The following is a 26,776-nucleotide window of genomic DNA, read 5'->3' on the forward strand; positions in this document are numbered from 1 at the left end:
CGTCAAGATTGAATTCCGAAACCCCTATCTGCTTACGCAGGTAGGGGTTTTGTTTTGCCCGCAGGAAAACTGACGTTTAGGGTTTCTATGCAACTGCTCGGTGCATGGCTATCATGCGGGCCTCATTGTGAGGCGAGACTTGCATGCTGACGTTGTTAAAGCTTCTTAAGGATGGTCGATTCCATTCGGGCCAGGCCCTGGGCGTCGCCTTGGGCGTCAGTCGTAGTGCTGTATGGAAGCAGCTTCAGCATTTGGAGGCTGAGCTCGGCTTGTCCATTCATAAAGTGCGCGGTCGCGGCTATCAGCTGGCTGCGCCATTGACGCTGCTTGATCCTGTCGAGATATGCGCGCGTGAGCCTTCCTGTGAGTGGCCCATCCTGGTCCTCGACTCAATTGACTCTACCAATGCTGAAGCCTTGCGCGCTATTGAGCGTGGCCAGGTCGCGCCATTTCTGGTGCTTGCTGAGCGGCAAACGGCCGGTCGCGGACGGCGTGGACGCAAGTGGGTGAGTCCGTTCGCAGAAAACATCTATTACAGCCTGGTGCTGCGCATTGAGGGTGGGATGCGGCAGCTGGAAGGCTTGAGTCTAGTTGTTGGGCTCGCCGTACTGCAGGCCTTGCGAGAGCTTGGTATTTCAGGCGCGGGGTTGAAGTGGCCCAATGATGTTCTGGTTGGTCAGAAAAAAATTGCTGGAATATTGCTCGAATTAGTGGGCGATCCTGCAGATGTGTGTCACGTAGTGATCGGTGTCGGGATCAATGTGAACATGCAGATGACTGATGAGGTTGACCAGCAGTGGACGTCCATGCGGCTCGAGTCGGGCAAGGCGGTTGATCGCAATCACCTGGTTGCGAAGTTGGGGGTGATGCTCCGGGCCTACTTGAGTCGCCACCAGGTCGGCGGATTTCCGGCTATCCGGGCGGAGTGGGAGCAAAATCATCTATGGCAGGGACGCGCCGTGTCGTTGATTGCTGGAGCTAGTCAGATAGATGGAGAGGTGTTGGGTATCGATGGTCAGGGTGCCTTGCGCTTGAAGGTGGATGGCGTGGAAAAAGTCTTTAGTGGTGGTGAGCTCAGCCTGAGGTTGCGTGATGATTCTTGAGCTCGATTGTGGAAACAGTTTCATCAAGTGGCGTGTGCTCGGCGCGGATGTCGGGCGGGTGGTTGGTGAGGGTGTCGTTGATTCGGATCTCGCGCTGCTTGAGAGCTTGAGGGGGCTCAAGGGGCTCGCTCTCAAGCATTGTCGGTTAGTGAGCGTCAGAACCGCTGAAGAAACCGGAGCCTTGATCTCTTTGTTGTCAGAGGCTTTCGGTGTTTCCGTGGTGTGCGCCACACCGGCTCGGGAAATGTCCGGGGTTCGTAATGGCTATGAAGAGTTCGAGCGGCTAGGGCTTGATCGCTGGCTAGCAATGCTCGGAGGATTTCACCTGGCTTCAGGTGCTTGTCTGGTGCTCGACTTCGGTACCGCAGTCACTGCTGATTTTGTCGCTAGGGATGGCGAGCATCTTGGAGGGTTCATCTGTCCGGGAATGCCCTTAATGCGTAACCAGTTGCGTACTCATACCCGTAGAATCCGCTATGGCGACCTTGCTGCCGAGCGCGCTTTGGAGAGTCTTGTTCCCGGGCGTACTACCGTCGAGGCGGTCGAGCGAGGTTGCTTGCTGATGTTGAGGGGCTTTGTTCAGGCTCAGCTAGAGTTGGCGCGCAGCTATTGGGGGGAGGATTTCGCTGTATTCCTCACAGGAGGAGATGCTGATCTGGTCTCCGAGATTGTGCCTGAGGCCAGGGTGGTTCCAGATCTGGTGTTTGTAGGGTTGGCTATGGCGTGTCCCTTGTCTTGAGGTTTTTATGCGTTGGTTGTTCCTGCTACTGCTTGTTCTCAATGTGTTCTATTACGTCTGGCACCAACAGGAGGCTCCGCTTCGCGCGAAGGATGTGACCCCCTTGAGTTTGTATCGGGGCTCTCAGCAGGACATTCGTTTGTTGAGCGAGGCGACTGATACGACCCGAGACAAAGGAAAATCCACGCAGACGGAAAGCAGTTGTCTCTATCTGGGCGGTTCTGCCCGGCAGGAAGTCGCTCAGGCAATCGAACATCGATTGAGTGGCATGGACATCAAGTTTCAGTCCTTGCCGAAGGATCTCCCTGAATATGCGGGTTACTGGGTGCGTGTGGCGCCGGAAAGCCGGCGTTTGCTGGATGACTTGCAGTTGCAAAGCCTTTCTAAAGAATTCAATGAGTTAAAACATAAAATAATGCCGTGCGAGGGGGTTGCACCTGTCGAATAGTTTGCATAGAATGGCGCCCGCTTCGCAGTGAAGACCTTTTAAAGGTTGACGGTGCGAAGCGAGGTCAACGCAGCTAACCTCAGGTTTTTAATGAGAAAATGCTTGACAGAAGGCTGGCATAGTATAGAATGCCGGCTCGCTTAGGAGGGGTTCCCGAGCGGCCAAAGGGATCAGACTGTAAATCTGACGTCTACGACTTCGAAGGTTCGAATCCTTCCCCCTCCACCATTTTTAGCGAGAGCTGCAAGCTCCGCGGGTATAGTTTAGTGGTAGAACCTCAGCCTTCCAAGCTGATGATGCGGGTTCGATTCCCGCTACCCGCTCCAGGTTTGCAGGTCCTGCAAAGTGTTGCGCTCTTGTAGCTCAGTTGGTAGAGCACACCCTTGGTAAGGGTGAGGTCAGCGGTTCAAATCCGCTCAAGAGCTCCATATAACAAGGCAGATATGAAAATATCTGCCTTTGTTTTAATGGCTTGTAGATGTGCGTTGTGCCTGAGAGGGTGTTGTGCGTCTTAGGTGCTGGTGTGCATGGCCAGGATCGATGAGTAAGTTGTTGTAAAGTCTTTTTCGGGCCGGCATAATGGTCGGCCTGATTTTGTTTTAGGTCAGTAGCTCAATTGGCAGAGCGACGGTCTCCAAAACCGTAGGTTGGGGGTTCGATTCCCTCCTGACCTGCCAGATTCACCAGGTGTGTCTGGCTTTCTTTTCACAGGATCTTCATAGATGACTCCTAAAGCTGAAGCTCAAGGCTCTCGCTTCGATCTACTTAAGTGGCTGGTAGTAGTTGCTTTGGTGATTGTTGGCGTTGTTGGCAATCAGTATTACTCTGCTTCGCCGATCCTGTACCGCGTGCTCGCTTTGCTGGTCATTGCTACTGTAGCTGCCTTTGTAGGCCTGCAGACGGTTAAGGGCAAGTCTTTCTTTGTACTGGTTAAGGAAGCGCGCACCGAGATTCGTAAAGTCGTTTGGCCAACTCGCCAAGAAACTACGCAGACCACGTTGATCGTTGTGGCTGTTGTTCTGGTTATGGCGTTGCTGTTGTGGGGGCTTGATTCCCTGCTCGGCTGGCTTGTTTCCTTGATCGTCGGCTAAGGGTGTCCCGTGGCTAAGCGTTGGTACGTTGTGCATGCTTACTCCGGTTACGAGAAGCATGTCATGCGTTCGTTGATCGAGCGCGTAAAGCTGGCTGGCATGGAAGATGGCTTCGGCGAAATTCTGGTTCCCACTGAAGAAGTGGTTGAAATGCGTAATGGCCAGAAGCGCAAAAGCGAGCGCAAATTCTTCCCAGGTTATGTGCTGGTTCAGATGGACATGAACGAGGGTACTTGGCACTTGGTCAAGGATACTCCTCGGGTGATGGGTTTCATCGGTGGTACTGCCGACAAGCCTGCACCAATCACAGATAAAGAAGCAGAAGCGATTCTGCGTCGCGTTGCTGATGGTAGCGACAAGCCGAAGCCGAAGACGTTGTTCGAGCCGGGTGAGTCGGTACGTGTCAACGACGGGCCGTTTGCCGATTTTACCGGCACGGTTGAAGAGGTTAACTACGAAAAGAGCCGGATCCAAGTGGCGGTGCTCATTTTCGGTCGCTCTACTCCGGTAGAGTTGGAGTTCAGCCAGGTCGAAAAGGTCTAGCTGAGCAAGCATCCCAACCCCGCAGCCCTAGGCTGTGGGGTTTTGTCGTCACTGGGATAAACGCGCAAGTAACCGGGGAGCCTTTCGAGGCGTTTGAACCCGTAATTGGAGTGCCTCATGGCCAAGAAGATTACCGCTTACATCAAGCTGCAAGTGAAGGCCGCTCAGGCTAACCCAAGCCCACCTGTTGGTCCTGCTCTGGGTCAGCACGGCGTGAACATCATGGAATTCTGCAAGGCTTTCAACGCCCGTACTCAGGGTCTTGAGCCAGGTCTGCCGACTCCAGTGATCATCACTGTCTACAGCGACCGTAGCTTCACGTTCGAAACTAAATCCACTCCTGCTTCGGTTTTGCTGAAGAAGGCTGCTGGTCTGACTAGCGGTTCCGCTCGTCCGAACACCGTTAAGGTTGGCACTGTGACTCGTGCTCAGCTGGAAGAAATCGCGAAAACCAAAAACGCGGATCTGACTGCAGCTGATATGGAAGCAGCCGTGCGTACTATCGCCGGTTCTGCTCGTAGCATGGGCCTTAACGTGGAGGGTGTGTAATGGCTAAGCTGACCAAGCGTCAAAAGGCTATCGCCGGCAAAATCGAAGCAGGCAAGGCCTACAACTTTGTAGACGCTGCTGCTCTGCTGTCCGAGCTGTCGACTGTCAAGTTCAGCGAGTCGTTCGACGTAGCTGTGAATCTGGGTGTTGACCCGCGTAAATCCGACCAGGTCGTTCGTAGCGCTACCGTGCTGCCGCACGGTACCGGCAAGACCGTTCGCGTTGCTGTGTTCACTCAGGGTCCAGCTGCCGAGGCCGCTCTGGCTGCCGGCGCTGACCGTGTAGGTATGGACGACCTGGCTGCCGAAATGAAAGGCGGCGACCTGAACTATGACGTAGTGATCGCATCCCCGGATGCAATGCGCGTTGTAGGTCAGTTGGGTCAGATCCTCGGTCCACGTGGTCTGATGCCTAACCCTAAAGTCGGCACTGTAACTCCAGACGTAGCTACCGCGGTTAAAAACGCCAAGGCTGGTCAGGTTCGTTATCGCACCGACAAAAACGGCATCATCCACACTTCCGTTGGCAAAGTCGGCTTCGATGCCGTCAAGCTGAAGGAAAACGTTGAAGCCCTGATCGCTGATCTGAAGCGTATCAAGCCAGCTTCCTCGAAAGGTATTTACGTCAAGCGCGTTACCCTGAGCACTACTATGGGCCCAGGTCTGGTCATCGACCAGGGTTCGCTCGACGCGTAAGACGCAGGTTGGCGCAAGTAATTGCGCCAATTGAAAGATTGGGGTCCCTGCCTGGCGGGGGCTATCCAAGACCGTAGGCGACGCAAGTCTTAAACCTCAAGCCTACGCAGATGGTGCTCCCGGTTCCTTACCGAATCAGACACCAAAACGACATCCGGTTTCGACTGGATGAAACGGTAACAAGCAGGAGTTAAACCCGTGGCAATTAAACTCGAAGACAAGAAGGCCATCGTCGCTGAAGTCAACGAGGCTGCCAAAGTCGCTCTGTCCGCTGTCGTGGCTGATGCCCGTGGCGTAACAGTAGGCGCGATGACCGGACTCCGTAAAGAGGCTCGTGAAGCTGGCGTTTATGTACGTGTCGTACGTAACACCCTGCTCAAGCGCGCTGTTGCTGACACTGAATTCAGTGTCCTCAACGACGTGTTCACCGGCCCTACCCTGATTGCATTCTCCAAAGAACATCCAGGCGCTGCTGCCCGGATTTTCAAAGAGTTCGCCAAGGGTCAGGACAAGTTCGAGATCAAGGCAGCTGCGTTTGATGGCAAGTTCCTTGCCGCTAACCAGATCGACGTGTTGGCTACCCTGCCGACCCGCGACGAAGCTATTGCGAAACTGATGAGCGTGATCCAAGGCGCTACCAGCAAGCTGGCTCGTACCCTGGCAGCCGTTCGCGACCAGAAAGAAGCAGCTGCTGCCTAAGGCACAGCGAGACCTTTCAAAATCATATGTTTAATTTGATGGCTGCGTAAGCTGTCACCCCAATACAGGATTCAAGTCATGTCTCTGACTAACGAACAAATCATCGAAGCAATCGGCCAGAAAACCGTTCTGGAAGTTGTTGAGCTGATCAAAGCAATGGAAGAAACCTTCGGCGTTACCGCTGCTGTTGCTGCTGCTGGTCCAGCTGCTGCTGCCGCTGTTGTTGAAGAGCAAACTGAATTCAACGTCATGCTGACCGAAGCTGGCGAGAAGAAAGTTAACGTGATCAAGGCTGTACGTGAACTGACCGGTCTGGGCCTGAAAGAAGCCAAGGCTGTAGTTGACGGCGCTCCTGCCATGGTTCTGGAAGCTGTTGCCAAAGACGCAGCTGACAAAGCCAAAGCAGCTCTGGAAGAAGCAGGCGCTAAAGTCGAGCTGAAATAAGCATCGACTTTGCTCCTCCAGCCCGAGCGTTAAGCGAAAGGCTGATGGCTGGTGGCTCTTGCCACCGGCCTTTTTCCGTTATTGGCAGCCGACTGGGTCGGTGCTGGTAACGAGCTGTATCCACCCGATGTGGTGGCGCAAACCATGGGGTTTGCACGATTTTCTGGCTGCTCCCGTCGGGAGGGGCCAAACAAGCAGGTGACCAAGCTGGGGAACGCTGATGGCTTACTCATATACTGAGAAAAAACGTATCCGCAAGGACTTTAGCAAGTTGCCGGACGTCATGGATGTGCCGTACCTCCTGGCCATCCAGCTGGATTCGTATCGTGAATTCTTGCAAGCGGGAGCGACTAAAGATCAGTTCCGCGACGTGGGCCTGCATGCGGCCTTCAAATCCGTTTTCCCGATCATCAGCTACTCCGGCAATGCTGCGCTGGAGTACGTCGGTTATCGCCTGGGCGAACCGGCATTTGATGTCAAAGAATGCGTATTGCGCGGTGTAACTTACGCCGTACCTTTGCGGGTAAAAGTGCGCCTGATCATTTTCGACAAAGAATCGTCGAACAAAGCGATCAAGGACATCAAAGAGCAAGAAGTCTACATGGGTGAAATCCCCCTGATGACTGAGAACGGTACCTTCGTAATCAACGGTACCGAGCGTGTAATCGTTTCCCAGCTGCACCGTTCCCCGGGCGTGTTCTTCGACCACGACCGTGGCAAGACGCACAGCTCCGGCAAGCTGCTGTACTCCGCGCGCATCATTCCTTACCGCGGTTCGTGGCTGGACTTCGAGTTCGACCCGAAAGATTGCGTATTTGTGCGTATCGACCGTCGTCGCAAGCTGCCTGCATCGGTACTGCTGCGTGCGCTGGGCTATACCACTGAAGAAGTGCTGGACGCGTTCTACACCACCAACGTCTTCCACGTGCAGGGTGAAAACCTCAGCCTGGAACTGGTGCCTCAACGCCTGCGTGGTGAAATTGCTGTCCTCGATATTCAGGATGACAAAGGCAAGGTTATTGTCGAGCAAGGTCGTCGTATCACCGCTCGCCACATCAACCAGCTGGAAAAAGCCGGGATCAAAGAGCTGCAAGTGCCTCTGGACTACGTCCTGGGTCGCACTACTGCCAAGGTCATCGTGCATCCGGCTACCGGCGAAATCCTGGCAGAGTGCAACACCGAGCTGAACACCGAAATCCTGGCAAAAATTGCCAAGGCGGGCGTTGTTCGCATCGAAACTCTGTACACCAACGATATCGACTGCGGTCCGTTCGTCTCCGACACCCTGAAGATCGACTCCACCAGCAACCAATTGGAAGCGCTGGTCGAGATCTATCGCATGATGCGTCCAGGCGAGCCGCCAACCAAGGACGCTGCCGAGACACTGTTCAACAACCTGTTCTTCAGTCCTGAGCGCTATGACCTGTCTGCGGTCGGCCGGATGAAGTTCAACCGTCGTATCGGTCGTACCGAGATCGAAGGTTCGGGCGTGTTGTGCAAAGAAGACATCGTCGCGGTTCTGAAGACTCTGGTCGACATCCGTAACGGTAAAGGCATCGTCGATGACATCGACCACCTGGGTAACCGTCGTGTTCGCTGCGTAGGCGAAATGGCCGAGAACCAGTTCCGCGTTGGCCTGGTACGTGTTGAACGTGCGGTCAAAGAGCGTCTGTCGATGGCGGAAAGCGAAGGCCTGATGCCGCAAGACCTGATCAACGCCAAGCCAGTGGCTGCGGCGGTGAAAGAGTTCTTCGGTTCCAGCCAGCTGTCCCAGTTCATGGACCAGAACAACCCGCTGTCCGAGATCACCCACAAGCGTCGTGTCTCTGCACTCGGCCCAGGCGGTTTGACTCGCGAACGTGCAGGCTTCGAAGTCCGTGACGTACACCCGACTCACTACGGTCGTGTATGCCCGATTGAAACGCCGGAAGGTCCGAACATCGGTCTGATCAACTCCCTGGCCGCCTATGCGCGCACCAACCAGTACGGCTTCCTCGAGAGCCCGTACCGCGTGGTGAAAGACGCTCTGGTCACCGACGAGATCGTTTTCCTGTCCGCCATCGAAGAAGCTGATCACGTGATCGCTCAGGCTTCGGCCACGATGAACGACAAGAAAGTCCTGATCGACGAGCTGGTAGCTGTTCGTCACTTGAACGAGTTCACCGTCAAGGCGCCGGAAGACGTCACCTTGATGGACGTGTCGCCGAAGCAGGTAGTTTCGGTTGCTGCGTCGCTGATCCCGTTCCTCGAGCACGACGACGCCAACCGTGCGTTGATGGGTTCGAACATGCAGCGTCAAGCTGTACCAACCCTGCGTGCTGACAAGCCGCTGGTAGGTACCGGCATGGAGCGTAACGTGGCTCGCGACTCCGGCGTTTGCGTCGTGGCTCGTCGTGGTGGCGTGATCGATTCCGTCGACGCCAGCCGTATCGTGGTTCGTGTTGCTGATGATGAAGTTGAAACCGGCGAAGCTGGTGTCGACATCTACAACCTGACCAAGTACACCCGCTCCAACCAGAACACCTGCATCAACCAGCGTCCGTTGGTGAGCAAAGGTGATCGGGTTCAGCGCAGCGACATCATGGCCGACGGTCCGTCCACCGATATGGGTGAACTGGCTCTGGGTCAGAACATGCGCATCGCGTTCATGGCATGGAACGGCTTCAACTTCGAAGACTCCATCTGCCTGTCCGAGCGTGTTGTTCAGGAAGACCGTTTCACCACGATCCACATCCAGGAACTGACCTGTGTGGCGCGTGACACCAAGCTTGGGCCAGAGGAAATCACTGCAGACATCCCGAACGTGGGTGAAGCTGCACTGAACAAGCTGGACGAAGCCGGTATCGTTTACGTAGGTGCTGAAGTAGGCGCAGGCGACATCCTGGTAGGTAAGGTCACTCCGAAAGGCGAGACCCAGCTGACTCCGGAAGAAAAACTGCTGCGTGCGATCTTCGGTGAAAAAGCCAGCGACGTTAAAGACACCTCCCTGCGTGTGCCTACCGGCACCAAGGGTACTGTCATCGACGTACAGGTCTTCACCCGTGACGGCGTTGAGCGTGATGCTCGTGCACTGTCGATCGAGAAGACTCAACTCGACGAGATCCGCAAGGACCTGAACGAAGAGTTCCGTATCGTTGAAGGCGCTACTTTCGAACGTCTGCGTTCCGCTCTGGTCGGCCACAAAGCCGAAGGCGGTGCCGGTCTGAAGAAAGGTCAGGAAATCACCGACGAAGTTCTCGACGGTCTTGAGCACGGCCAGTGGTTCAAACTGCGCATGGCTGAAGATGCTCTGAACGAGCAGCTCGAGAAGGCTCAGGCCTACATCGTTGATCGCCGCCGTCTGCTGGACGACAAGTTCGAAGACAAGAAGCGCAAGCTGCAGCAGGGCGATGACCTGGCTCCAGGCGTGCTGAAAATCGTCAAGGTTTACCTGGCAATCCGTCGTCGCATCCAGCCGGGCGACAAGATGGCCGGTCGTCACGGTAACAAGGGTGTGGTCTCCGTGATCATGCCGGTTGAAGACATGCCGCACGATGCCAATGGCACCCCGGTCGACGTCGTCCTCAACCCGTTGGGCGTACCTTCGCGTATGAACGTTGGTCAGATCCTTGAAACCCACCTGGGCCTCGCGGCCAAAGGTCTGGGCGAGAAGATCAACCGGATGGTCGAAGAGCAACGTAAGGTTGCTGAACTTCGCACCTTCCTGGACGAGATCTACAACCAGATCGGCGGTCGTAACGAAGATCTGGATAGCTTCTCCGACCAGGAAATCCTGGATCTGGCGAAGAACCTGCGTGGCGGCGTTCCAATGGCCACTCCAGTGTTCGACGGCGCCAAGGAAAGTGAAATCAAGGCCATGCTGAAACTGGCAGACCTGCCAGAAAGCGGCCAGATGCAGCTGACCGACGGCCGTACCGGCAACAAGTTCGAGCGCCCGGTTACTGTTGGCTACATGTACATGCTGAAGCTGAACCACTTGGTAGACGACAAGATGCACGCTCGTTCTACCGGTTCGTACAGCCTGGTTACCCAGCAGCCGCTGGGTGGTAAGGCGCAGTTCGGTGGTCAGCGTTTCGGGGAGATGGAGGTCTGGGCACTGGAAGCATACGGTGCTGCTTACACTCTGCAAGAAATGCTCACAGTGAAGTCGGACGATGTGAACGGCCGGACCAAGATGTACAAAAACATCGTGGACGGCGATCACCGTATGGAGCCGGGCATGCCCGAGTCCTTCAACGTGTTGATCAAGGAAATTCGTTCCCTCGGCATCGATATCGATCTGGAAACCGAATAACACGTGACGCGAATCGAGAGCGGGGCAGGATTGCCCGCTCTCTGCTCCGCCAGGAGGAAAGGCCTTGAAAGACCTACTGAATTTGCTGAAAAACCAGGGTCAAGTCGAAGAGTTCGACGCCATCCGTATTGGATTGGCATCGCCTGAGATGATCCGTTCGTGGTCGTTCGGTGAAGTTAAAAAGCCGGAAACCATCAACTACCGTACGTTCAAACCTGAGCGTGACGGCCTGTTCTGCGCCAAGATCTTTGGCCCGGTAAAGGATTACGAGTGCCTGTGCGGTAAGTACAAGCGCTTGAAGCACCGTGGTGTGATCTGCGAGAAGTGCGGCGTTGAAGTCGCGCTGGCAAAAGTTCGTCGTGAGCGCATGGCGCACATCGAACTGGCCTCGCCAGTAGCCCACATCTGGTTCCTGAAATCGCTGCCGTCCCGTATCGGCTTGCTGATGGACATGACCCTGCGTGATATCGAACGCGTTCTCTACTTCGAGAGCTATGTCGTTATCGATCCAGGCATGACCACCCTTGAAAAGGGTCAGCTGCTCAACGACGAGCAGTACTTCGAAGCGCTGGAAGAGTTCGGCGACGATTTCGATGCCCGCATGGGTGCCGAAGCTGTCCGTGAACTGCTGCACGCTATCGACCTGGAACACGAGATTGGCCGTCTGCGTGAAGAGATTCCGCAAACCAACTCCGAAACCAAAATCAAAAAGCTGTCCAAGCGTCTGAAGTTGATGGAAGCCTTCCAGGGTTCCGGCAACCTGCCAGAGTGGATGGTGCTGACCGTTCTGCCGGTTCTGCCGCCAGATCTGCGTCCACTGGTCCCATTGGATGGCGGTCGTTTCGCGACTTCCGACCTCAACGATCTATATCGTCGAGTGATCAACCGTAACAACCGTTTGAAGCGCCTGCTTGATCTGTCCGCTCCGGACATCATCGTGCGCAACGAAAAGCGTATGTTGCAGGAAGCCGTCGACGCACTGCTCGACAACGGTCGTCGTGGCCGCGCTATCACCGGTTCCAACAAGCGTCCTCTGAAATCCCTGGCTGACATGATCAAGGGTAAACAAGGTCGTTTCCGTCAGAACTTGCTCGGTAAGCGTGTTGACTACTCCGGTCGTTCGGTAATTACCGTAGGTCCGACTCTGCGTCTGCACCAGTGCGGTCTGCCGAAGAAGATGGCTCTCGAGCTGTTCAAGCCGTTCATTTTTGGCAAGCTGGAAATGCGTGGTCTTGCTACCACCATCAAAGCGGCCAAGAAGATGGTCGAGCGCGAGCTGCCAGAGGTTTGGGACGTTCTCGCTGAAGTAATTCGCGAACACCCGGTTCTCCTCAACCGTGCACCGACCCTTCACCGTCTGGGTATCCAGGCGTTTGAACCGGTACTGATCGAAGGTAAGGCTATCCAGCTGCACCCTCTGGTCTGTGCTGCGTACAACGCCGACTTCGACGGCGACCAAATGGCCGTGCACGTACCGCTGACGCTGGAAGCCCAGCTGGAAGCGCGCGCGTTGATGATGTCGACCAACAACATTCTGTCGCCAGCCAACGGTGAGCCAATCATCGTTCCTTCGCAGGACGTTGTATTGGGTCTGTACTACATGACTCGTGAAGCGATCAACGCCAAAGGCGAAGGTCGTGTGTTTGCGGATCTGCAGGAAGTTGACCGTGTGTTCCGTGCCGGCGAAGCCGCACTGCACGCCAAGGTCAAGGTGCGGATCAACGAAACCGTGAACGATCGTGATGGCGGCAGCGTGACCAACACTCGTATCGTCGACACTACCGTCGGCCGTGCGCTGTTGTTCCAGGTTGTGCCAAAAGGTCTGTCCTTCGACGTCGTCAACCTGCCGATGAAGAAGAAAGCGATCTCCAAACTGATCAACCAGTGCTACCGCGTGGTTGGTTTGAAAGAGACCGTGATCTTCGCTGACCAGTTGATGTACACCGGTTTTGCCTATTCGACCATCTCCGGCGTTTCCATCGGTGTTAACGACTTCGTTATCCCGGATGAAAAAGCCCGCATCATCGGTGCCGCCACCGACGAAGTGAAAGAGATCGAAAGTCAGTACGCCTCCGGCCTGGTAACCCAGGGCGAGAAGTACAACAAAGTGATCGACCTTTGGTCCAAGGCGAACGACGAAGTATCCAAGGCGATGATGGCCAACCTCTCGAAAGAGAAAGTCATTGACCGCCATGGCGTCGAAGTTGACCAGGAATCCTTCAACTCGATGTACATGATGGCCGACTCGGGCGCACGGGGTTCTGCTGCGCAGATCCGTCAGCTCGCCGGTATGCGTGGCCTGATGGCCAAGCCGGACGGTTCCATCATCGAAACGCCGATTACTGCGAACTTCCGTGAAGGTTTGAGCGTACTTCAGTACTTCATCTCTACTCACGGTGCTCGTAAAGGTCTGGCGGATACCGCGTTGAAAACTGCGAACTCCGGTTACCTGACTCGTCGTCTGGTAGACGTGGCGCAGGATCTGGTTGTGACCGAGATCGATTGCGGTACCGAACATGGCCTGGTAATGACTCCGCACATTGAAGGCGGTGACGTTGTTGAGCCGTTGGGTGAGCGCGTATTGGGTCGTGTCATTGCCCGTGACGTATTCAAGCCAGGTACCGAGGAAGTTATCGTTCCTGCCGGCACTCTGGTAGACGAGAAGTGGGTCGAGTTCATCGAGCTGAACAGCATCGACGAAGTGATCGTGCGTTCGCCGATCAGCTGCGAAACCCGCTACGGCATTTGCGCCAAGTGCTACGGCCGTGACTTGGCTCGTGGTCACCAGGTGAACATCGGTGAAGCGGTCGGCGTTATCGCTGCCCAGTCCATCGGTGAGCCGGGTACCCAGCTGACCATGCGTACGTTCCACATCGGTGGTGCGGCAAGCCGGACCTCCGCAGCCGACAGCGTTCAGGTGAAGAATGGCGGTACCGTCCGTCTGCATAACCTGAAGCACGTTGAGCGAGTGGACGGTTGCCTGGTTGCTGTGTCCCGTTCCGGTGAGCTGGCAATCGCTGATGACTTCGGTCGTGAGCGTGAGCGCTACAAGCTGCCGTACGGTGCTGTGATTTCGGTTAAAGAAGGTGACAAGGTCGACGCTGGCGCAATCGTGGCCAAGTGGGATCCGCACACTCACCCAATCGTTACCGAAATGAAAGGTACCGTGACCTACGTGGGCATGGAAGAAGGCATCACGATCAAGCGTCAGACTGACGAATTGACCGGTATGACCAACATTGAAGTACTCGATGCCAAAGACCGTCCAGCTGCCGGTAAAGATATCCGTCCTGCTGTGAAGATGGTTGATGACAACGGCAAGGATCTCTTGCTGCCGGGTACCGACGTAATTGCTCAGTACTTCCTGCCTGCTAACGCCCTGGTCGGTGTAGCGGACGGTGCGAAAATCGCGATCGGTGATGTTATCGCTCGTATTCCGCAAGAGACTTCGAAGACCCGTGACATCACCGGTGGTCTGCCGCGTGTTGCCGACTTGTTCGAAGCCCGTCGTCCGAAAGAAGCCTCGATTCTGGCTGAAGTCAGCGGCACCATCGCGTTCGGTAAAGAGACCAAAGGCAAGCGCCGTCTGGTTATCACCCCGAACGACGGTAGCGATCCGTACGAAGAGCTGATTCCGAAGTGGCGTCACTTGAACGTCTTCGAAGGCGAACAGGTAAACCGCGGCGAAGTTATCTCCGACGGTCCGAGCGATCCACACGACATCCTGCGTCTGCTGGGTGTGAGTGCGCTGGCCAAGTACATTGTGAACGAGATCCAGGACGTTTACCGTCTGCAAGGCGTGAAGATCAACGACAAGCACATCGAGACCATCCTGCGTCAGATGCTGCGTAAAGTTGAGATCGCTGAATCCGGCGATTCCAGTTTCATCAAGGGCGACCAGATGGAATTGACTCACGTGCTGGTAGAGAACGAGCGTCTGAGCAATGAAGACAAATTTGTCTCCAAGTTCACTCGCGTTCTGCTGGGTATCACCAAGGCGTCGTTGTCCACCGAATCGTTCATCTCGGCGGCTTCCTTCCAGGAAACCACTCGCGTACTGACCGAGGCGGCGGTAACCGGCAAGCGCGATTACCTGCGCGGCCTGAAAGAAAACGTGGTCGTGGGTCGTCTGATCCCGGCCGGTACCGGTCTGGCTTATCACAGCGAGCGCAAGCGCCGCCGTGATGCTGACAAACCGTTGCGCGTGAGCGCCAGTGAAGTGGAAGCTGCACTGACCGAAGCGCTGAACTCGAGCGGTAACTGAGTTCTGCGGTAGTAAATGAGTGCAGGCCCTGATCGCTCCGTTCATCCAGTCGAGACAATTTGTCGAGGTTGGATGGGGGGAGAGGTCGGGGCCTTGCCTTGACTGGGGGCAAGATCCTCTTTAGACTCTTGTACCCCTAAATTTGGCGGGGATTCGTTCCTGCCATTTTGCTTTTCTTGCAAGACAATAGCGTCGCAAGACAACAGTGGAGCTAGTAGATGGCAACTATCAACCAGCTGGTACGTCAGCCGCGTAAGCGTATCGTCGAGAAATCCGACGTGCCTGCGCTGCAGAACTGCCCGCAACGTCGTGGCGTATGCACCCGTGTGTATACCACTACGCCGAAAAAACCTAACTCGGCACTGCGTAAAGTATGCCGTGTGCGTCTGACCAACGGTTTCGAGGTTTCCTCGTACATCGGCGGTGAAGGCCACAACCTGCAAGAGCACAGCGTGGTACTGATCCGCGGCGGTCGTGTAAAAGACTTGCCAGGTGTTCGTTACCACACCGTTCGCGGCTCTTTGGATACTTCCGGCGTTAAAGGTCGTAACCAAGGTCGTTCGAAGTACGGTACCAAGCGTCCGAAGTAATAGTCGCTTGCAGCAAAAAACCGATTTCTATTTTTCTGAGTCGATAAGAGTAAGGTCGGAGGCGTCCCGAAAGGGCACCGATTCCGAGCGAACCTGAAGACCGTTTGAGGGCTTATCCATGCCAAGAAGACGCGTAGCAGCCAAGCGCGAAGTGCTTGACGATCCAAAATACGGAAGCCAAATCCTGGCCAAGTTCATGAACCACGTGATGGAAAGCGGCAAAAAAGCCGTTGCCGAGCGTATCGTTTATGGCGCGCTGGAAAAGGTTAAAGAACGCAAGAACAGCGACCCCCTGGAAATCTTCGAGAAAGCTCTCGACGCCATCGCTCCGCTGGTCGAAGTAAAGTCGCGCCGTGTAGGCGGTGCTACTTACCAGGTTCCGGTCGAAGTTCGTCCGTCCCGTCGTAACGCGCTGGCAATGCGCTGGTTGGTAGACTTCGCCCGTAAGCGCGGCGAGAAGTCTATGGCTCTGCGTTTGGCTGGCGAACTGTTGGACGCTGCTGAAGGTAAAGGTGCTGCTGTTAAGAAGCGTGAAGACGTGCACCGTATGGCTGAAGCCAACAAGGCTTTCTCGCACTACCGCTTCTAATTTTAGCTTCACTAATTTTGCGAGGGCTTTATGGCTCGTACTACTCCGATTAGCCGCTACCGTAACATCGGTATCGTTGCTCACGTGGATGCTGGTAAAACCACCACCACCGAGCGCGTCCTTTTTTACACTGGCAAAAGTCACAAAATGGGCGAGGTGCATGACGGCGCCGCGACCACAGACTGGATGGTGCAGGAGCAGGAGCGTGGTATTACCATTACTTCTGCTGCAATCACCGCCTTCTGGAAAGGTTCTGAGAAGCAGTACTCGCACGAACACCGTTTCAACGTTATCGATACCCCGGGCCACGTAGACTTCACTATTGAAGTTGAACGCTCCCTGCGCGTACTCGACGGCGCTGTCGTTGTGTTCTGCGGTACTTCGGGTGTTGAGCCTCAGTCGGAAACCGTATGGCGTCAGGCCAACAAGTACGGCGTTCCACGTCTTGTTTACGTAAACAAGATGGACCGTGCTGGCGCTAACTTCCTGCGCGTGATCGGTCAGATCAAGCAGCGTCTGGGTCACACTCCGGTGCCAATCCAGTTGGCTATCGGTTCCGAAGACAACTTCCAGGGTCAGATCGATCTGATCAACATGCAAGCTGTCTACTGGAATGACTCTGACAAGGGTATGGTCCCTGTTCGCAAGGACATTCCTGCTGAGCTGCAAGAGCTGGCTGAAGAGTGGCGCAGCAACATGGTTGAGGCTGCGGCCGAAGCCAACGAAGAGCTGATGAACAAGTATCTCGAAGGGGAAGAGCTCTCCATCGAGGAAATCAAGGCCGCTCTGCGTCAGCGTACTATCGCTGGTGAGATCGTTCTGGCTGTTTGCGGTTCTTCCTTCAAGAACAAGGGTGTTCCCCTGGTTCTCGACGCCGTTATCGACTTCCTGCCTGCTCCAACCGACATTCCTGCTATCAAGGGTTCCAACCCGGATAACGAGGAAGAGGAAATGGAGCGTCATGCAAGCGACGACGAGCCTTTCGCGGCTCTGGCGTTCAAGATCGCTACCGACCCATTCGTGGGTACCTTGACCTTTGTTCGGGTTTACTCGGGCGTGTTGGCCTCCGGCGACGGCGTGATCAACTCGGTAAAAGGCAAGAAAGAGCGCGTGGGTCGTATGGTGCAAATGCACGCAAACGCCCGTGAAGAAATCAAGGAAGTACGCGCTGGTGACATCGCGGCCTTGATCGGCATGAAGGACGTCACCACTGGTGAAACTTTGTGCAACGCTGACAAGCCAATCATCCTGGTTCGCATGGACTTCCCGGAGCCGGTTATTTCGGTTGCCGTAGAGCCTAAGACCAAGGATGACCAGGAAAAAATGGGTATCGCTCTGGGCAAGCTTGCTCAGGAAGACCCGTCTTTCCGCGTCAAAACTGATGAAGAGACTGGTCAAACGATCATCTCCGGCATGGGCGAGCTGCACCTGGACATCCTGGTTGACCGGATGCGCCGTGAGTTCAACGTCGAAGCCAACATCGGTAAGCCTCAAGTTTCGTACCGTGAGCGCATCACGAAGAGCTGCGAAATCGAAGGCAAGTTCGTTCGTCAGTCCGGCGGTCGTGGCCAGTTTGGTCATTGCTGGATCCGTTTTGCACCTGCTGACGAAGGTCAGGAAGGTCTGCAATTCCTGAACGAAGTAGTGGGTGGTGTGGTTCCTAAGGAATACATCCCGGCTATCCAGAAGGGTATCGAAGAGCAGATGAAGAACGGTGTTGTTGCCGGCTATCCGCTGATCGGCCTGAAGGCTACCGTGTTTGATGGTTCTTACCACGACGTCGACTCGAACGAGATGGCGTTTAAGGTGGCTGCTTCCATGGCGACCAAGCAACTGGCCCAGAAGGGTGGTGGTGAGTTGCTTGAGCCGATCATGGCGGTAGAGGTTGTTACGCCTGAAGACTATATGGGTGACGTGATGGGCGACCTTAACCGTCGTCGCGGCATGATTCTGGGTATGGAAGATACGGTTTCCGGTAAAGTAATTCGTGCCGAGGTTCCGTTGGGCGAGATGTTCGGTTATGCGACCGACGTTCGTTCCATGTCTCAGGGTCGCGCAAGCTACTCTATGGAATTCAAAAAATACAATACGGCTCCGTCGCACATCGTCGAAACCGTTACCAAAAAACAAGGCTGATTCAGTCCTTTAGGCAAGGAGTTAATTGTCGTGGCTAAAGAAAAATTTGATCGTTCCCTACCGCACGTCAACGTTGGCACTATCGGTCACGTTGACCACGGTAAAACCACTCTGACCGCTGCTCTGACTCGCGTCTGCTCCGAAGTTTTCGGTTCGGCTCGTGTTGACTTCGACAAGATCGACAGCGCACCAGAAGAGAAAGCTCGCGGTATCACCATCAACACCGCTCACGTTGAGTACAACTCGAAGATCCGTCACTACGCTCACGTTGACTGCCCAGGTCACGCTGACTATGTGAAGAACATGATCACCGGCGCTGCTCAAATGGACGGCGCTATCCTGGTTTGCTCGGCCGCTGATGGTCCGATGCCACAAACCCGTGAGCACATCCTGCTGTCCCGTCAGGTAGGCGTTCCGTACATCGTGGTTTTCCTGAACAAGGCTGACCTGGTAGACGACGCTGAGCTGCTGGAACTGGTTGAGATGGAAGTGCGCGATCTGCTGAGCACTTACGACTTCCCAGGCGACGACACTCCAATCATCATCGGCTCCGCTCGTATGGCGCTGGATGGTCTGGACGATAACGAGATGGGCACCACTGCCGTCAAGAAACTGGTTGAAACTCTGGACAGCTACATCCCAGAACCAGTTCGTCTGACTGACAAGCCGTTCCTGATGCCAATCGAAGACGTATTCTCGATCTCGGGTCGCGGTACTGTTGTGACTGGTCGTATCGAGCGCGGTATCGTTCGCGTTCAGGACCCACTGGAAATCGTTGGTCTGCGTGACACTACCGTCACCACCTGCACCGGTGTTGAAATGTTCCGCAAGCTGCTCGACGAAGGTCGTGCTGGCGAGAACTGCGGCGTGCTGCTGCGCGGCACCAAGCGTGATGACGTGGAGCGTGGTCAGGTTCTGGTTAAGCCGGGTACCGTTAAGCCGCACACCAAGTTCACCGCAGAAGTTTACGTTCTGAGCAAGGAAGAAGGCGGTCGTCACACTCCGTTCTTCAAAGGCTACCGTCCACAGTTCTACTTCCGTACTACTGACGTGACTGGTAACTGCGAACTGCCAGAAGGCGTTGAAATGGTAATGCCAGGCGATAACATTCAAATGACTGTTACCCTGATCAAAACCATCGCAATGGAAGACGGTCTGCGTTTCGCTATTCGCGAAGGCGGCCGTACCGTTGGTGCTGGCGTTGTAGCTAAAATCATCGAGTAAGCTTCTCTTTTGAGATAGCTTCGATGCTTTGAAAAAGCCCCCGCTTAGCGGGGGCTTTTTTATTGGGTTGACACCTATCGGGGGCGTCTATAGAATTGCGCCTCCTTTTAACGGGCGTATTGCGCCCGGTGGGAATAGCAGCCGGAGTCTGAAATCCAATGCAAAATCAGCAAATCCGTATCAGGTTGAAGGCTTTTGACCATCGCCTGATCGACCAATCCACCCAGGAAATCGTGGAAACCGCGAAACGTACTGGTGCTCAAGTGCGTGGTCCAATTCCACTGCCTACCCGTAAAGAGCGGTTCACCGTTCTGGTCTCCCCGCACGTCAACAAAGACGCGCGTGACCAGTACGAGATCCGTACTCATAAGCGCGTTCTGGACATCGTCCAGCCAACGGATAAAACCGTTGATGCTCTTATGAAGCTTGATCTTGCGGCCGGTGTGGAAGTGCAGATCAGCCTCGGCTAAGACTCGGTCTTAGTCGTGTAACGCTCTGAAATGGGCGGCCATAGCGGGTGAAAGCCCCGTACACTCATGAGGTTTACAACATGACTATTGGTGTAGTCGGTCGTAAATGCGGTATGACCCGTATTTTCACCGAAGAAGGTGTCTCCATTCCGGTCACGGTCATTGAGATCGAACCGAATCGCGTCACCCAGTTCAAAACTGAAGAGACCGATGGCTATCGTGCAGTGCAAGTCACTGTAGGCGAGCGTCGTGCTTCGCGTGTTACAGCTGCGCAAGCTGGCCACTTCGCTAAGGCGAACGTTGCCGCTGGTCGTACCGTAATGGAATTCCGCCTTGAAGAAGGCGAGTACCAGGCCGGCGATCTGATCAACGCTGAAATCTTCGCTGCTGGTCAACTGGTTGATGTAACCGGTCAGTCCAAAGGTAAAGGCTTCCAGGGTACGATCAAGCGTTGGAATTTCCGCGGGCAAGATAATACCCACGGTAACTCCGTATCCCACCGCGTTCCAGGCTCTATCGGCCAGTGCCAGACTCCTGGTCGTGTATTCAAGGGCAAAAAAATGTCCGGTCATATGGGCGCTGAGCGCGTGACCGTGCAGTCCCTCGAAGTAGTGCGCGTGGACGCTGAACGCAATCTGTTGTTGGTCAAGGGCGCTGTTCCTGGCGCTACTGGCGGCAACTTGGTTGTACGTCCAGCAGCCAAGGCTCGCGGTTAAGGGGAAGCTGACATGCAATTAAATGTAAATGACGCTCAAGCGATCGAAGTTTCCGAACTGACATTTGGCGGCGAATTCAACGAGACGCTGGTTCACCAAGCAGTCGTGGCCTACATGGCCGGCGGCCGTCAAGGTAGCAAGCAGCAAAAGACCCGTTCCGACGTTCGTGGTGGCGGTAAGCGCCCATGGCGTCAGAAAGGTACTGGCCGTGCTCGTGCCGGTACTATCCGTAGCCCAATCTGGCGTGGCGGCGGTACCACTTTCGCAGCTCGTCCTCAGGATCACTCCCAGAAGCTGAACAAGAAGATGTATCGCGCAGCAATGCGTTCCATCCTTGCTGAGCTGGTGCGTACTGATCGTCTGGTCGTGGTTCAGGATTTCGCTGTTGAAACGCCGAAAACCAAAGACCTGCTGGGCAAACTGAACAACATGAGCCTGACCGACGTTCTGATCGTGTCGGACGCTGTTGATCAGAACCTGTACCTGGCTGCTCGTAACCTGCCGCACGTTGATGTACGTGATGTGCAAGGTTCCGATCCAGTTAGTCTGATCGCATACGACAAGGTGTTGATCACCGTGTCGGCCGTGAAGAAATTCGAGGAGCTGCTGGGATGAACCAGGAACGCGTATTTAAAGTTCTGCTTGGCCCGCACGTTTCCGAGAAGGCTACGGTTCTGGCAGACAAGAAAGGCCAGTTCGTTTTCAAGGTTGCCACTGACGCAACCAAGCTGGAAATCAAGAAGGCCGTCGAAAGCCTGTTCAGCGTGAAAGTAGAGCGTGTTACTACCCTGAATGTTCTGGGTAAGAGCAAGCGCACTGCTCGCGGTCTGGGCAAGCGTAATGACTGGAAGAAGGCAGTTATCTCCCTTCAGCCAGGCCAAGATCTCGATTTCAGCAGCAGTGCTGAGTAAGGAAGGGGTGCATCATGGCAATCGTTAAATGCAAACCGACTTCCCCTGGCCGCCGTTTTGTGGTCAAGGTGGTCAACCAGGAGCTGCATAAAGGCGCTCCTCACGCACCGCTGCTCGAGAAAAAATCGAAGTCTGGTGGTCGTAACAACAATGGTCGTATTACCACTCGTCACATCGGTGGTGGCCATAAGCAGCATTATCGTCTGGTCGATTTCCGTCGCAACGACAAAGATGGCATCGCTGCCACTGTTGAGCGTATCGAATACGATCCAAACCGTACTGCTCACATCGCTCTGCTGCTGTACGCAGATGGCGAGCGTCGCTACATCATCGCGCCTAAAGGCGTGAGTGCTGGCGACCAGCTGATCGCAGGTGCTCTGGCACCGATCAAGCCGGGCAACGCTCTGCAACTGCGTAACATTCCAGTTGGTAGCACCGTACACGGCATCGAATTGAAGCCAGGTAAAGGCGCGCAAATCGCTCGTTCCGCTGGTGCTTCGGCTCAGCTGATCGCTCGTGAAGGTGTCTACGTGACCCTGCGTCTGCGTTCTGGTGAGATGCGTAAAGTGCTGGCTGAATGCCGCGCGACCCTGGGCGAAGTCTCGAACTCCGAGCACAGCCTGCGTTCGCTGGGTAAAGCTGGTGCCAAACGCTGGCGTGGCGTTCGCCCAACCGTTCGTGGTGTTGCCATGAACCCGGTTGACCACCCACATGGTGGTGGTGAAGGTCGTACCTCTGGTGGTCGTCATCCGGTATCGCCATGGGGCTTCCCGACTAAGGGCGCGAAGACTCGTGGTAATAAGCGTACCGACAAAATGATCGTCCGTCGTCGCAAGTAAATAGAGGGATACGACAGTGCCACGTTCTCTGAAAAAAGGTCCTTTTATCGATCTTCACCTACTGAAGAAGATCGAAGTGGCGGCGGAAAAGAACGATCGCAAACCAGTTAAAACCTGGTCGCGTCGCTCGATGATCCTGCCACAAATGGTCGGTCTGACCATCGCAGTACACAACGGTCGTCAACACGTCCCAGTTCTCGTTAACGAAGACATGGTCGGCCACAAACTGGGCGAGTTCGCCGGTACCCGCACATATCGTGGGCACGTGGCAGACAAGAAAGCCAAGCGTTAAGGGGTTAGGAAATGGAAGTAGCCGCTAAGTTGTCGGGCGCTCGAATCTCCGCCCAGAAAGCCCGCTTGGTCGCCGACCAGATCCGCGGGAAGAAGGTGGGCGAAGCGCTCAACCTGTTGGCTTTCAGCAGTAAGAAAGCCGCCGAGATCATGAAGAAAGTGCTGGAGTCGGCCGTAGCCAACGCCGAGCATAACGAAGGCGCAGACGTTGATGACCTTAAGGTCAGCACCGTTTTCGTCAACGAAGGGCGTTCGCTGAAGCGCATCATGCCACGTGCCAAAGGCCGTGCTGATCGCATCGTCAAGCGGTCTTGCCATATCACTGTCAAGGTTGCTGACAAGTAACGGAGTCGAAGAGATGGGTCAGAAAGTACATCCCATTGGCATTCGCCTGGGAATCGTCAAGGAGCACACCTCCGTCTGGTACGCAGACGGTCGGACTTATGCGGACTACTTGTTCGCTGATCTGAAGGTGCGTGAGTATCTCCAAGACAAACTAAAAAGCGCGTCCGTAAGCCGTATCGATATCCATCGTCCGGCCCAAACTGCACGTATCACCATCCACACCGCTCGTCCAGGTATCGTTATCGGGAAGAAAGGTGAAGATGTTGAGAAACTGCGTCAGGACCTGACCAAGCAAATGGGTGTGCCTGTGCACATCAATATCGAAGAGATCCGCAAGCCGGAGCTCGACGGTATGCTGGTTGCGCAGAGCGTAGCTCAGCAGCTGGAGCGTCGCGTAATGTTCCGTCGCGCTATGAAGCGCGCTGTTCAGAACGCCATGCGCATTGGTGCCAAAGGCATCAAAATCCAAGTGAGCGGTCGTCTCGGCGGTGCTGAAATCGCACGTACTGAATGGTATCGCGAAGGTCGTGTGCCTCTGCACACCCTGCGTGCCGACATCGACTATGCCAACTACGAAGCTCACACCACTTATGGTGTGATCGGTGTAAAGGTTTGGATCTTCAAAGGCGAAGTAATTGGTGGTCGCCAAGAAGAACTGAAACCACAAGCACCAGCGCCTCGTAAAAAAGCTGCTAAGTAAGGGGTACGCCAAATGTTGCAACCAAAGCGTACGAAGTTCCGCAAGCAAATGACTGGTCACAACCGTGGCCTGGCATTGCGCGGTAGCAAAGTCAGCTTCGGCGAGTTCGCGCTGAAGTCTGTTGCTCGTGGTCGTCTCACCGCTCGTCAGATCGAGTCAGCGCGTCGTGCACTGACCCGTCACGTTAAACGTGGCGGCAAGATCTGGATCCGTGTATTCCCGGACAAGCCTATTTCCAAAAAGCCACTCGAAGTTCGGATGGGTAAAGGTAAGGGTAACGTGGAATACTGGGTTGCCCAGATTCAGCCAGGCAAAGTCCTGTATGAAATCGAGGGTGTTTCTGAAGAGCTGGCGCGTGAGGCTTTCGCCCTGGCTGCTGCAAAGCTGCCGCTCGCCACCTCCTTTGTTAAACGGACGGTGATGTGATGAAAGCGAATGAACTTCGTGAAAAATCCGCACAGCAGCTGAACGAGCAACTGCTCGGCCTGCTGCGCGACCAGTTCAATCTGCGTATGCAGAAAGCAACTGGCCAGTTGGGGCAGTCTCATCTGCTCTCGCAAGTTAAGCGTGACATCGCTCGCGTGAAGACTGTGCTCAACCAGCAGGCAGGTAAGTAATCATGGCTGAAGCCGAAAAAACTGTCCGTACGCTGACTGGCCGTGTTGTCAGCGACAAGATGGACAAAACCATCACCGTTCTGATCGAGCGTCGCGTTAAGCACCCGATCTACGGTAAATACGTTAAGCGTTCGACTAAGCTGCACGCGCACGACGAAACCAATCAGTGCCACATCGGCGACAAAGTCACTATTCGTGAAACTCGTCCTTTGGCCAAGACCAAGTCTTGGGCGCTGGTTGATGTTCTCGAACGCGCTGTGGAAGTCTAAGGACTAGGGGTCGGAGAAATTATATGATTCAGACTCAATCCATGCTCGATGTGGCCGATAACAGCGGCGCTCGCCGCGTTATGTGCATCAAGGTGCTGGGTGGCTCCCATCGTCGTTACGCTGGTATCGGTGACATCATCAAAGTTACCGTGAAGGAAGCAATTCCTCGCGGTAAGGTGAAAAAAGGCCAAGTGATGACTGCTGTTGTAGTCCGCACTCGTCACGGCGTTCGCCGTGCAGATGGCTCCATTATCCGCTTTGATGGCAACGCTGCTGTTCTTCTGAACAACAAGCAAGAGCCGATCGGCACCCGTATCTTTGGGCCAGTGACCCGTGAACTTCGTACTGAGAAGTTCATGAAGATCGTCTCGCTCGCCCCAGAAGTGCTGTAAGGAGATCCGACATGCAAAAGATTCGTCGTGACGACGAGATCATCGTGATCGCCGGCAAAGACAAAGGTAAGCGCGGTAAGGTGCTGAAGGTTCTTGCTGATGACCGTCTGGTCGTTGGTGGTCTGAACCTGGTCAAGCGTCATACCAAGCCTAACCCGATGTCGGGCGTACAGGGCGGTATCGTCGAGAAAGAAGCGCCACTGCACGCTTCCAACGTCGCCATCTTCAACGGCGAAACCAACAAGGCTGACCGCGTTGGTTTCAAAGTAGAAGACGGTAAGAAAATTCGTGTCTTCAAGTCGACCCAAAAAGCGGTTGATGCTTGAACACTGCTAGGTAGAAGACCATGGCACGACTAAAAGAGATTTACCGGAAGGAAATCGCACCGAAACTTAAGGAAGAACTTAAGCTTTCGAACGTGATGGAAGTTCCGCGCGTTACCAAAATCACCCTGAACATGGGTCTGGGCGAAGCGATCGGCGACAAAAAAGTCATCGAGCACGCTGTTGCTGACCTGGAAAAGATCACCGGCCAGAAAGTCGTTGTGACCTACGCTCGGAAATCCATCGCTGGCTTTAAAGTCCGTGAAGGTTGGCCGATCGGCGTCAAAGTGACCCTGCGCCGTGAGCGTATGTACGAGTTCCTGGATCGTCTGCTGTCGATCTCCCTGCCTCGGGTTCGCGACTTCCGCGGCCTGAATGCCAAGTCCTTCGATGGTCGTGGTAACTACAGCATGGGCGTTAAAGAGCAGATCATCTTCCCGGAAATCGACTACGACAAGATCGATGCTCTCCGCGGTCTGGACATTACCCTGACCACCACTGCCAAGAACGATGATGAAGGTCGCGCCCTGTTGCGTGCTTTCAAATTCCCGTTCCGCAACTGATTGGAGTAGGAAAATGGCCAAGATGAGCATGAAAAACCGCGAGCTGAAGCGTCAGCTCACGGTTGCCAAGTACGCCAAAAAGCGTGCAGCACTGAAAGCTATCATCGTTGATCTGAGCGCAAGTCCAGAAGCGCGTTGGGAAGCTACAGTAGCCCTGCAGAAGCAGCCACGTGACGCAAGCGCTTCGCGCATGCGTAACCGCTGCCGCCTGACCGGTCGTCCACACGGCGTTTACCGCAAGTTCGGCCTTGGCCGTAACAAACTGCGTGAAGCTGCAATGCGTGGTGACGTACCTGGTCTGGTTAAAGCCAGCTGGTAAGCACTGTCGAAGTCTCGGTGTTCGGGGTCGCAAGATCCTGACCATCGGTGACCTTGAACTTGAATCAAGCCCCTATTGGGGCTTGATTCATTTGTGGGGTGTGTCTAGAATACCCGGCTCGCCTGAGCCCGTGTTTTTTTGCGCGGATGTACTCGGCGACACGTAGTAGCCGCAAGGCTAATTTTTTGTGTATTAGGAGCGTCTAGCCCATGAGTATGCAGGACCCGTTAGCGGACATGCTAACTCGAATCCGTAATGCCCAGATGGCTGAAAAGTCCGTCGTAAGCATGCCATCTTCTACTTTGAAGGTAGCTGTTGCCAAAGTCCTGAAGGACGAAGGTTACATTGCGGGTTATCAGATCAGCAGCGAAATCAAGCCACTGCTGTCCATCGAGCTGAAGTACTTCGAAGGCCGTCCGGTCATCGAGGAAGTGAAGCGCGTTAGCCGTCCAGGCCTGCGTCAGTACAAGTCCGTCGATGATCTGCCAAAAGTTCGTGGCGGTCTCGGTGTGTCTATCGTCTCCACCAACAAAGGTGTGATGACGGATCGTGCTGCGCGCGCTGCCGGTGTCGGCGGCGAAGTTCTTTGCACTGTGTTCTAAGGGGGGATAAG

At 54.9% G+C, this 26,776-nt stretch carries 31 protein-coding genes and 4 tRNA genes; all 35 read left to right on the forward strand.

The annotated features are described in order from the left end of the window. The first annotated feature begins 143 nt into the window (after nucleotides 1–143). The 35 genes from birA (at nucleotide 144) to rpsH (ending at nucleotide 26,765) form a co-directional block, all read left to right on the forward strand. Entirely contained in the window at nucleotides 144–1,103 is a 960-nt protein-coding gene (birA, locus tag JUI81_RS18670) for a bifunctional biotin--[acetyl-CoA-carboxylase] ligase/biotin operon repressor BirA (protein ID WP_019581415.1), read from the forward strand. Next, a complete protein-coding gene (locus tag JUI81_RS18675) occupies nucleotides 1,093–1,842 on the forward strand; it encodes a pantothenate kinase (protein WP_019581414.1) in 750 nt (249 codons plus the stop codon). The genes birA and JUI81_RS18675 overlap by 11 nt, the downstream gene beginning before the upstream one ends. Nucleotides 1,843–1,849: 7 nt before the next feature. Then, nucleotides 1,850–2,290, forward strand: coding sequence for a hypothetical protein (locus tag JUI81_RS18680; RefSeq protein WP_019581413.1), 441 nt, complete (start codon nucleotides 1,850–1,852; stop codon nucleotides 2,288–2,290). Nucleotides 2,291–2,433: 143 nt separating this feature from the next. After that, nucleotides 2,434–2,518: transfer RNA gene (locus JUI81_RS18685), tRNA-Tyr, on the forward strand. A gap of 24 nt (nucleotides 2,519–2,542) precedes the next feature. Then, a tRNA-Gly gene (locus JUI81_RS18690) sits at nucleotides 2,543–2,616 on the forward strand. 26 nt (nucleotides 2,617–2,642) lie between these two features. After that, nucleotides 2,643–2,718: transfer RNA gene (locus JUI81_RS18695), tRNA-Thr, on the forward strand. 173 nt (nucleotides 2,719–2,891) lie between these two features. Further along, nucleotides 2,892–2,967: transfer RNA gene (locus JUI81_RS18700), tRNA-Trp, on the forward strand. A 45-nt stretch (nucleotides 2,968–3,012) separates the two neighbouring features. After that, nucleotides 3,013–3,381: a preprotein translocase subunit SecE gene (gene secE, locus JUI81_RS18705; protein ID WP_204124811.1), complete on the forward strand. Its 369-nt coding sequence runs from the start codon at nucleotides 3,013–3,015 to the stop codon at nucleotides 3,379–3,381. Nucleotides 3,382–3,390: 9 nt separating this feature from the next. Next, nucleotides 3,391–3,924, forward strand: coding sequence for a transcription termination/antitermination protein NusG (gene nusG, locus JUI81_RS18710; RefSeq protein ID WP_007933727.1), 534 nt, complete (start codon nucleotides 3,391–3,393; stop codon nucleotides 3,922–3,924). A 117-nt stretch (nucleotides 3,925–4,041) separates the two neighbouring features. After that, complete coding sequence (gene rplK / locus JUI81_RS18715) at nucleotides 4,042–4,473, forward strand: 50S ribosomal protein L11 (protein ID WP_007933726.1); 432 nt, start codon at nucleotides 4,042–4,044, stop codon at nucleotides 4,471–4,473. Continuing rightward, nucleotides 4,473–5,168: a 50S ribosomal protein L1 gene (gene rplA, locus JUI81_RS18720; RefSeq protein ID WP_007933725.1), complete on the forward strand. Its 696-nt coding sequence runs from the start codon at nucleotides 4,473–4,475 to the stop codon at nucleotides 5,166–5,168. Before rplK ends, rplA begins: the two co-directional genes overlap by 1 nt. Nucleotides 5,169–5,366: 198 nt before the next feature. Next, nucleotides 5,367–5,867: a 50S ribosomal protein L10 gene (gene rplJ / locus JUI81_RS18725; protein WP_018925653.1), complete on the forward strand. Its 501-nt coding sequence runs from the start codon at nucleotides 5,367–5,369 to the stop codon at nucleotides 5,865–5,867. Nucleotides 5,868–5,945: 78 nt separating this feature from the next. Further along, on the forward strand, nucleotides 5,946–6,311 hold the full coding sequence (gene rplL / locus JUI81_RS18730; RefSeq protein ID WP_018925654.1) for a 50S ribosomal protein L7/L12: 366 nt from the start codon (nucleotides 5,946–5,948) through the stop codon (nucleotides 6,309–6,311). Nucleotides 6,312–6,531: 220 nt separating this feature from the next. Further along, nucleotides 6,532–10,605: a DNA-directed RNA polymerase subunit beta gene (gene rpoB, locus JUI81_RS18735; RefSeq protein ID WP_018925655.1), complete on the forward strand. Its 4,074-nt coding sequence runs from the start codon at nucleotides 6,532–6,534 to the stop codon at nucleotides 10,603–10,605. Between the two features lie 64 nt (nucleotides 10,606–10,669). Continuing rightward, the gene (rpoC, locus tag JUI81_RS18740) at nucleotides 10,670–14,869 is read left to right on the forward strand and encodes a DNA-directed RNA polymerase subunit beta' (protein ID WP_007933713.1); all 4,200 of its coding nucleotides are present in this window, start codon (nucleotides 10,670–10,672) and stop codon (nucleotides 14,867–14,869) included. Nucleotides 14,870–15,087: 218 nt separating this feature from the next. After that, the gene (rpsL, locus tag JUI81_RS18745; protein WP_003186084.1) at nucleotides 15,088–15,459 is read left to right on the forward strand and encodes a 30S ribosomal protein S12; all 372 of its coding nucleotides are present in this window, start codon (nucleotides 15,088–15,090) and stop codon (nucleotides 15,457–15,459) included. 118 nt (nucleotides 15,460–15,577) lie between these two features. Further along, complete coding sequence (gene rpsG / locus JUI81_RS18750; RefSeq protein WP_002555493.1) at nucleotides 15,578–16,048, forward strand: 30S ribosomal protein S7; 471 nt, start codon at nucleotides 15,578–15,580, stop codon at nucleotides 16,046–16,048. A 30-nt stretch (nucleotides 16,049–16,078) separates the two neighbouring features. Next, nucleotides 16,079–18,184, forward strand: coding sequence for an elongation factor G (gene fusA / locus JUI81_RS18755; RefSeq protein WP_007933703.1), 2,106 nt, complete (start codon nucleotides 16,079–16,081; stop codon nucleotides 18,182–18,184). A 30-nt stretch (nucleotides 18,185–18,214) separates the two neighbouring features. Continuing rightward, nucleotides 18,215–19,408: an elongation factor Tu gene (gene tuf / locus JUI81_RS18760; RefSeq protein ID WP_007933700.1), complete on the forward strand. Its 1,194-nt coding sequence runs from the start codon at nucleotides 18,215–18,217 to the stop codon at nucleotides 19,406–19,408. A gap of 158 nt (nucleotides 19,409–19,566) precedes the next feature. Then, a complete protein-coding gene (gene rpsJ / locus JUI81_RS18765) occupies nucleotides 19,567–19,878 on the forward strand; it encodes a 30S ribosomal protein S10 (RefSeq protein ID WP_003186070.1) in 312 nt (103 codons plus the stop codon). 80 nt (nucleotides 19,879–19,958) lie between these two features. Then, nucleotides 19,959–20,594, forward strand: coding sequence for a 50S ribosomal protein L3 (gene rplC, locus JUI81_RS18770; RefSeq protein WP_003186059.1), 636 nt, complete (start codon nucleotides 19,959–19,961; stop codon nucleotides 20,592–20,594). A 12-nt stretch (nucleotides 20,595–20,606) separates the two neighbouring features. Further along, nucleotides 20,607–21,209, forward strand: coding sequence for a 50S ribosomal protein L4 (rplD, locus tag JUI81_RS18775; protein WP_003228735.1), 603 nt, complete (start codon nucleotides 20,607–20,609; stop codon nucleotides 21,207–21,209). After that, complete coding sequence (gene rplW, locus JUI81_RS18780; RefSeq protein ID WP_002555488.1) at nucleotides 21,206–21,505, forward strand: 50S ribosomal protein L23; 300 nt, start codon at nucleotides 21,206–21,208, stop codon at nucleotides 21,503–21,505. The genes rplD and rplW overlap by 4 nt, the downstream gene beginning before the upstream one ends. A 14-nt stretch (nucleotides 21,506–21,519) precedes the next feature. Continuing rightward, nucleotides 21,520–22,344 (forward strand): 50S ribosomal protein L2, encoded by an 825-nt coding sequence (gene rplB, locus JUI81_RS18785; RefSeq protein WP_003186055.1) that lies wholly within the window; start codon nucleotides 21,520–21,522, stop codon nucleotides 22,342–22,344. A gap of 16 nt (nucleotides 22,345–22,360) precedes the next feature. After that, the gene (gene rpsS / locus JUI81_RS18790; RefSeq protein WP_002555486.1) at nucleotides 22,361–22,636 is read left to right on the forward strand and encodes a 30S ribosomal protein S19; all 276 of its coding nucleotides are present in this window, start codon (nucleotides 22,361–22,363) and stop codon (nucleotides 22,634–22,636) included. Nucleotides 22,637–22,647: 11 nt separating this feature from the next. Then, complete coding sequence (rplV, locus tag JUI81_RS18795; RefSeq protein WP_003103908.1) at nucleotides 22,648–22,980, forward strand: 50S ribosomal protein L22; 333 nt, start codon at nucleotides 22,648–22,650, stop codon at nucleotides 22,978–22,980. Between the two features lie 13 nt (nucleotides 22,981–22,993). Then, the gene (rpsC, locus tag JUI81_RS18800; RefSeq protein ID WP_003176422.1) at nucleotides 22,994–23,680 is read left to right on the forward strand and encodes a 30S ribosomal protein S3; all 687 of its coding nucleotides are present in this window, start codon (nucleotides 22,994–22,996) and stop codon (nucleotides 23,678–23,680) included. 12 nt (nucleotides 23,681–23,692) lie between these two features. After that, nucleotides 23,693–24,106, forward strand: a complete 414-nt coding sequence (rplP, locus tag JUI81_RS18805) for a 50S ribosomal protein L16 (RefSeq protein ID WP_003228729.1) — start codon at nucleotides 23,693–23,695, stop codon at nucleotides 24,104–24,106. After that, complete coding sequence (gene rpmC / locus JUI81_RS18810; protein ID WP_002555481.1) at nucleotides 24,106–24,297, forward strand: 50S ribosomal protein L29; 192 nt, start codon at nucleotides 24,106–24,108, stop codon at nucleotides 24,295–24,297. The genes rplP and rpmC overlap by 1 nt, the downstream gene beginning before the upstream one ends. Before the next feature lie 2 nt (nucleotides 24,298–24,299). Then, entirely contained in the window at nucleotides 24,300–24,566 is a 267-nt protein-coding gene (gene rpsQ / locus JUI81_RS18815) for a 30S ribosomal protein S17 (protein ID WP_003176419.1), read from the forward strand. A 23-nt stretch (nucleotides 24,567–24,589) separates the two neighbouring features. After that, on the forward strand, nucleotides 24,590–24,958 hold the full coding sequence (gene rplN, locus JUI81_RS18820) for a 50S ribosomal protein L14 (protein WP_002555479.1): 369 nt from the start codon (nucleotides 24,590–24,592) through the stop codon (nucleotides 24,956–24,958). Nucleotides 24,959–24,969: 11 nt separating this feature from the next. Then, complete coding sequence (gene rplX / locus JUI81_RS18825; protein ID WP_007896770.1) at nucleotides 24,970–25,284, forward strand: 50S ribosomal protein L24; 315 nt, start codon at nucleotides 24,970–24,972, stop codon at nucleotides 25,282–25,284. Between the two features lie 20 nt (nucleotides 25,285–25,304). Next, entirely contained in the window at nucleotides 25,305–25,844 is a 540-nt protein-coding gene (gene rplE, locus JUI81_RS18830) for a 50S ribosomal protein L5 (protein WP_003210069.1), read from the forward strand. Between the two features lie 13 nt (nucleotides 25,845–25,857). Continuing rightward, nucleotides 25,858–26,163 carry a 30S ribosomal protein S14 gene (rpsN, locus tag JUI81_RS18835; protein ID WP_104911011.1) on the forward strand — a complete coding sequence of 102 codons (306 nt, stop codon included), beginning with the start codon at nucleotides 25,858–25,860 and terminating at the stop codon, nucleotides 26,161–26,163. 209 nt (nucleotides 26,164–26,372) lie between these two features. Then, the gene (gene rpsH / locus JUI81_RS18840; RefSeq protein ID WP_003186040.1) at nucleotides 26,373–26,765 is read left to right on the forward strand and encodes a 30S ribosomal protein S8; all 393 of its coding nucleotides are present in this window, start codon (nucleotides 26,373–26,375) and stop codon (nucleotides 26,763–26,765) included. The last annotated feature ends 11 nt before the right edge of the window (nucleotides 26,766–26,776 follow it).

It is taken from the genome of Pseudomonas sp. 008 (genome assembly GCF_016861935.1).
GTDB lineage: Bacteria > Pseudomonadota > Gammaproteobacteria > Pseudomonadales > Pseudomonadaceae > Aquipseudomonas.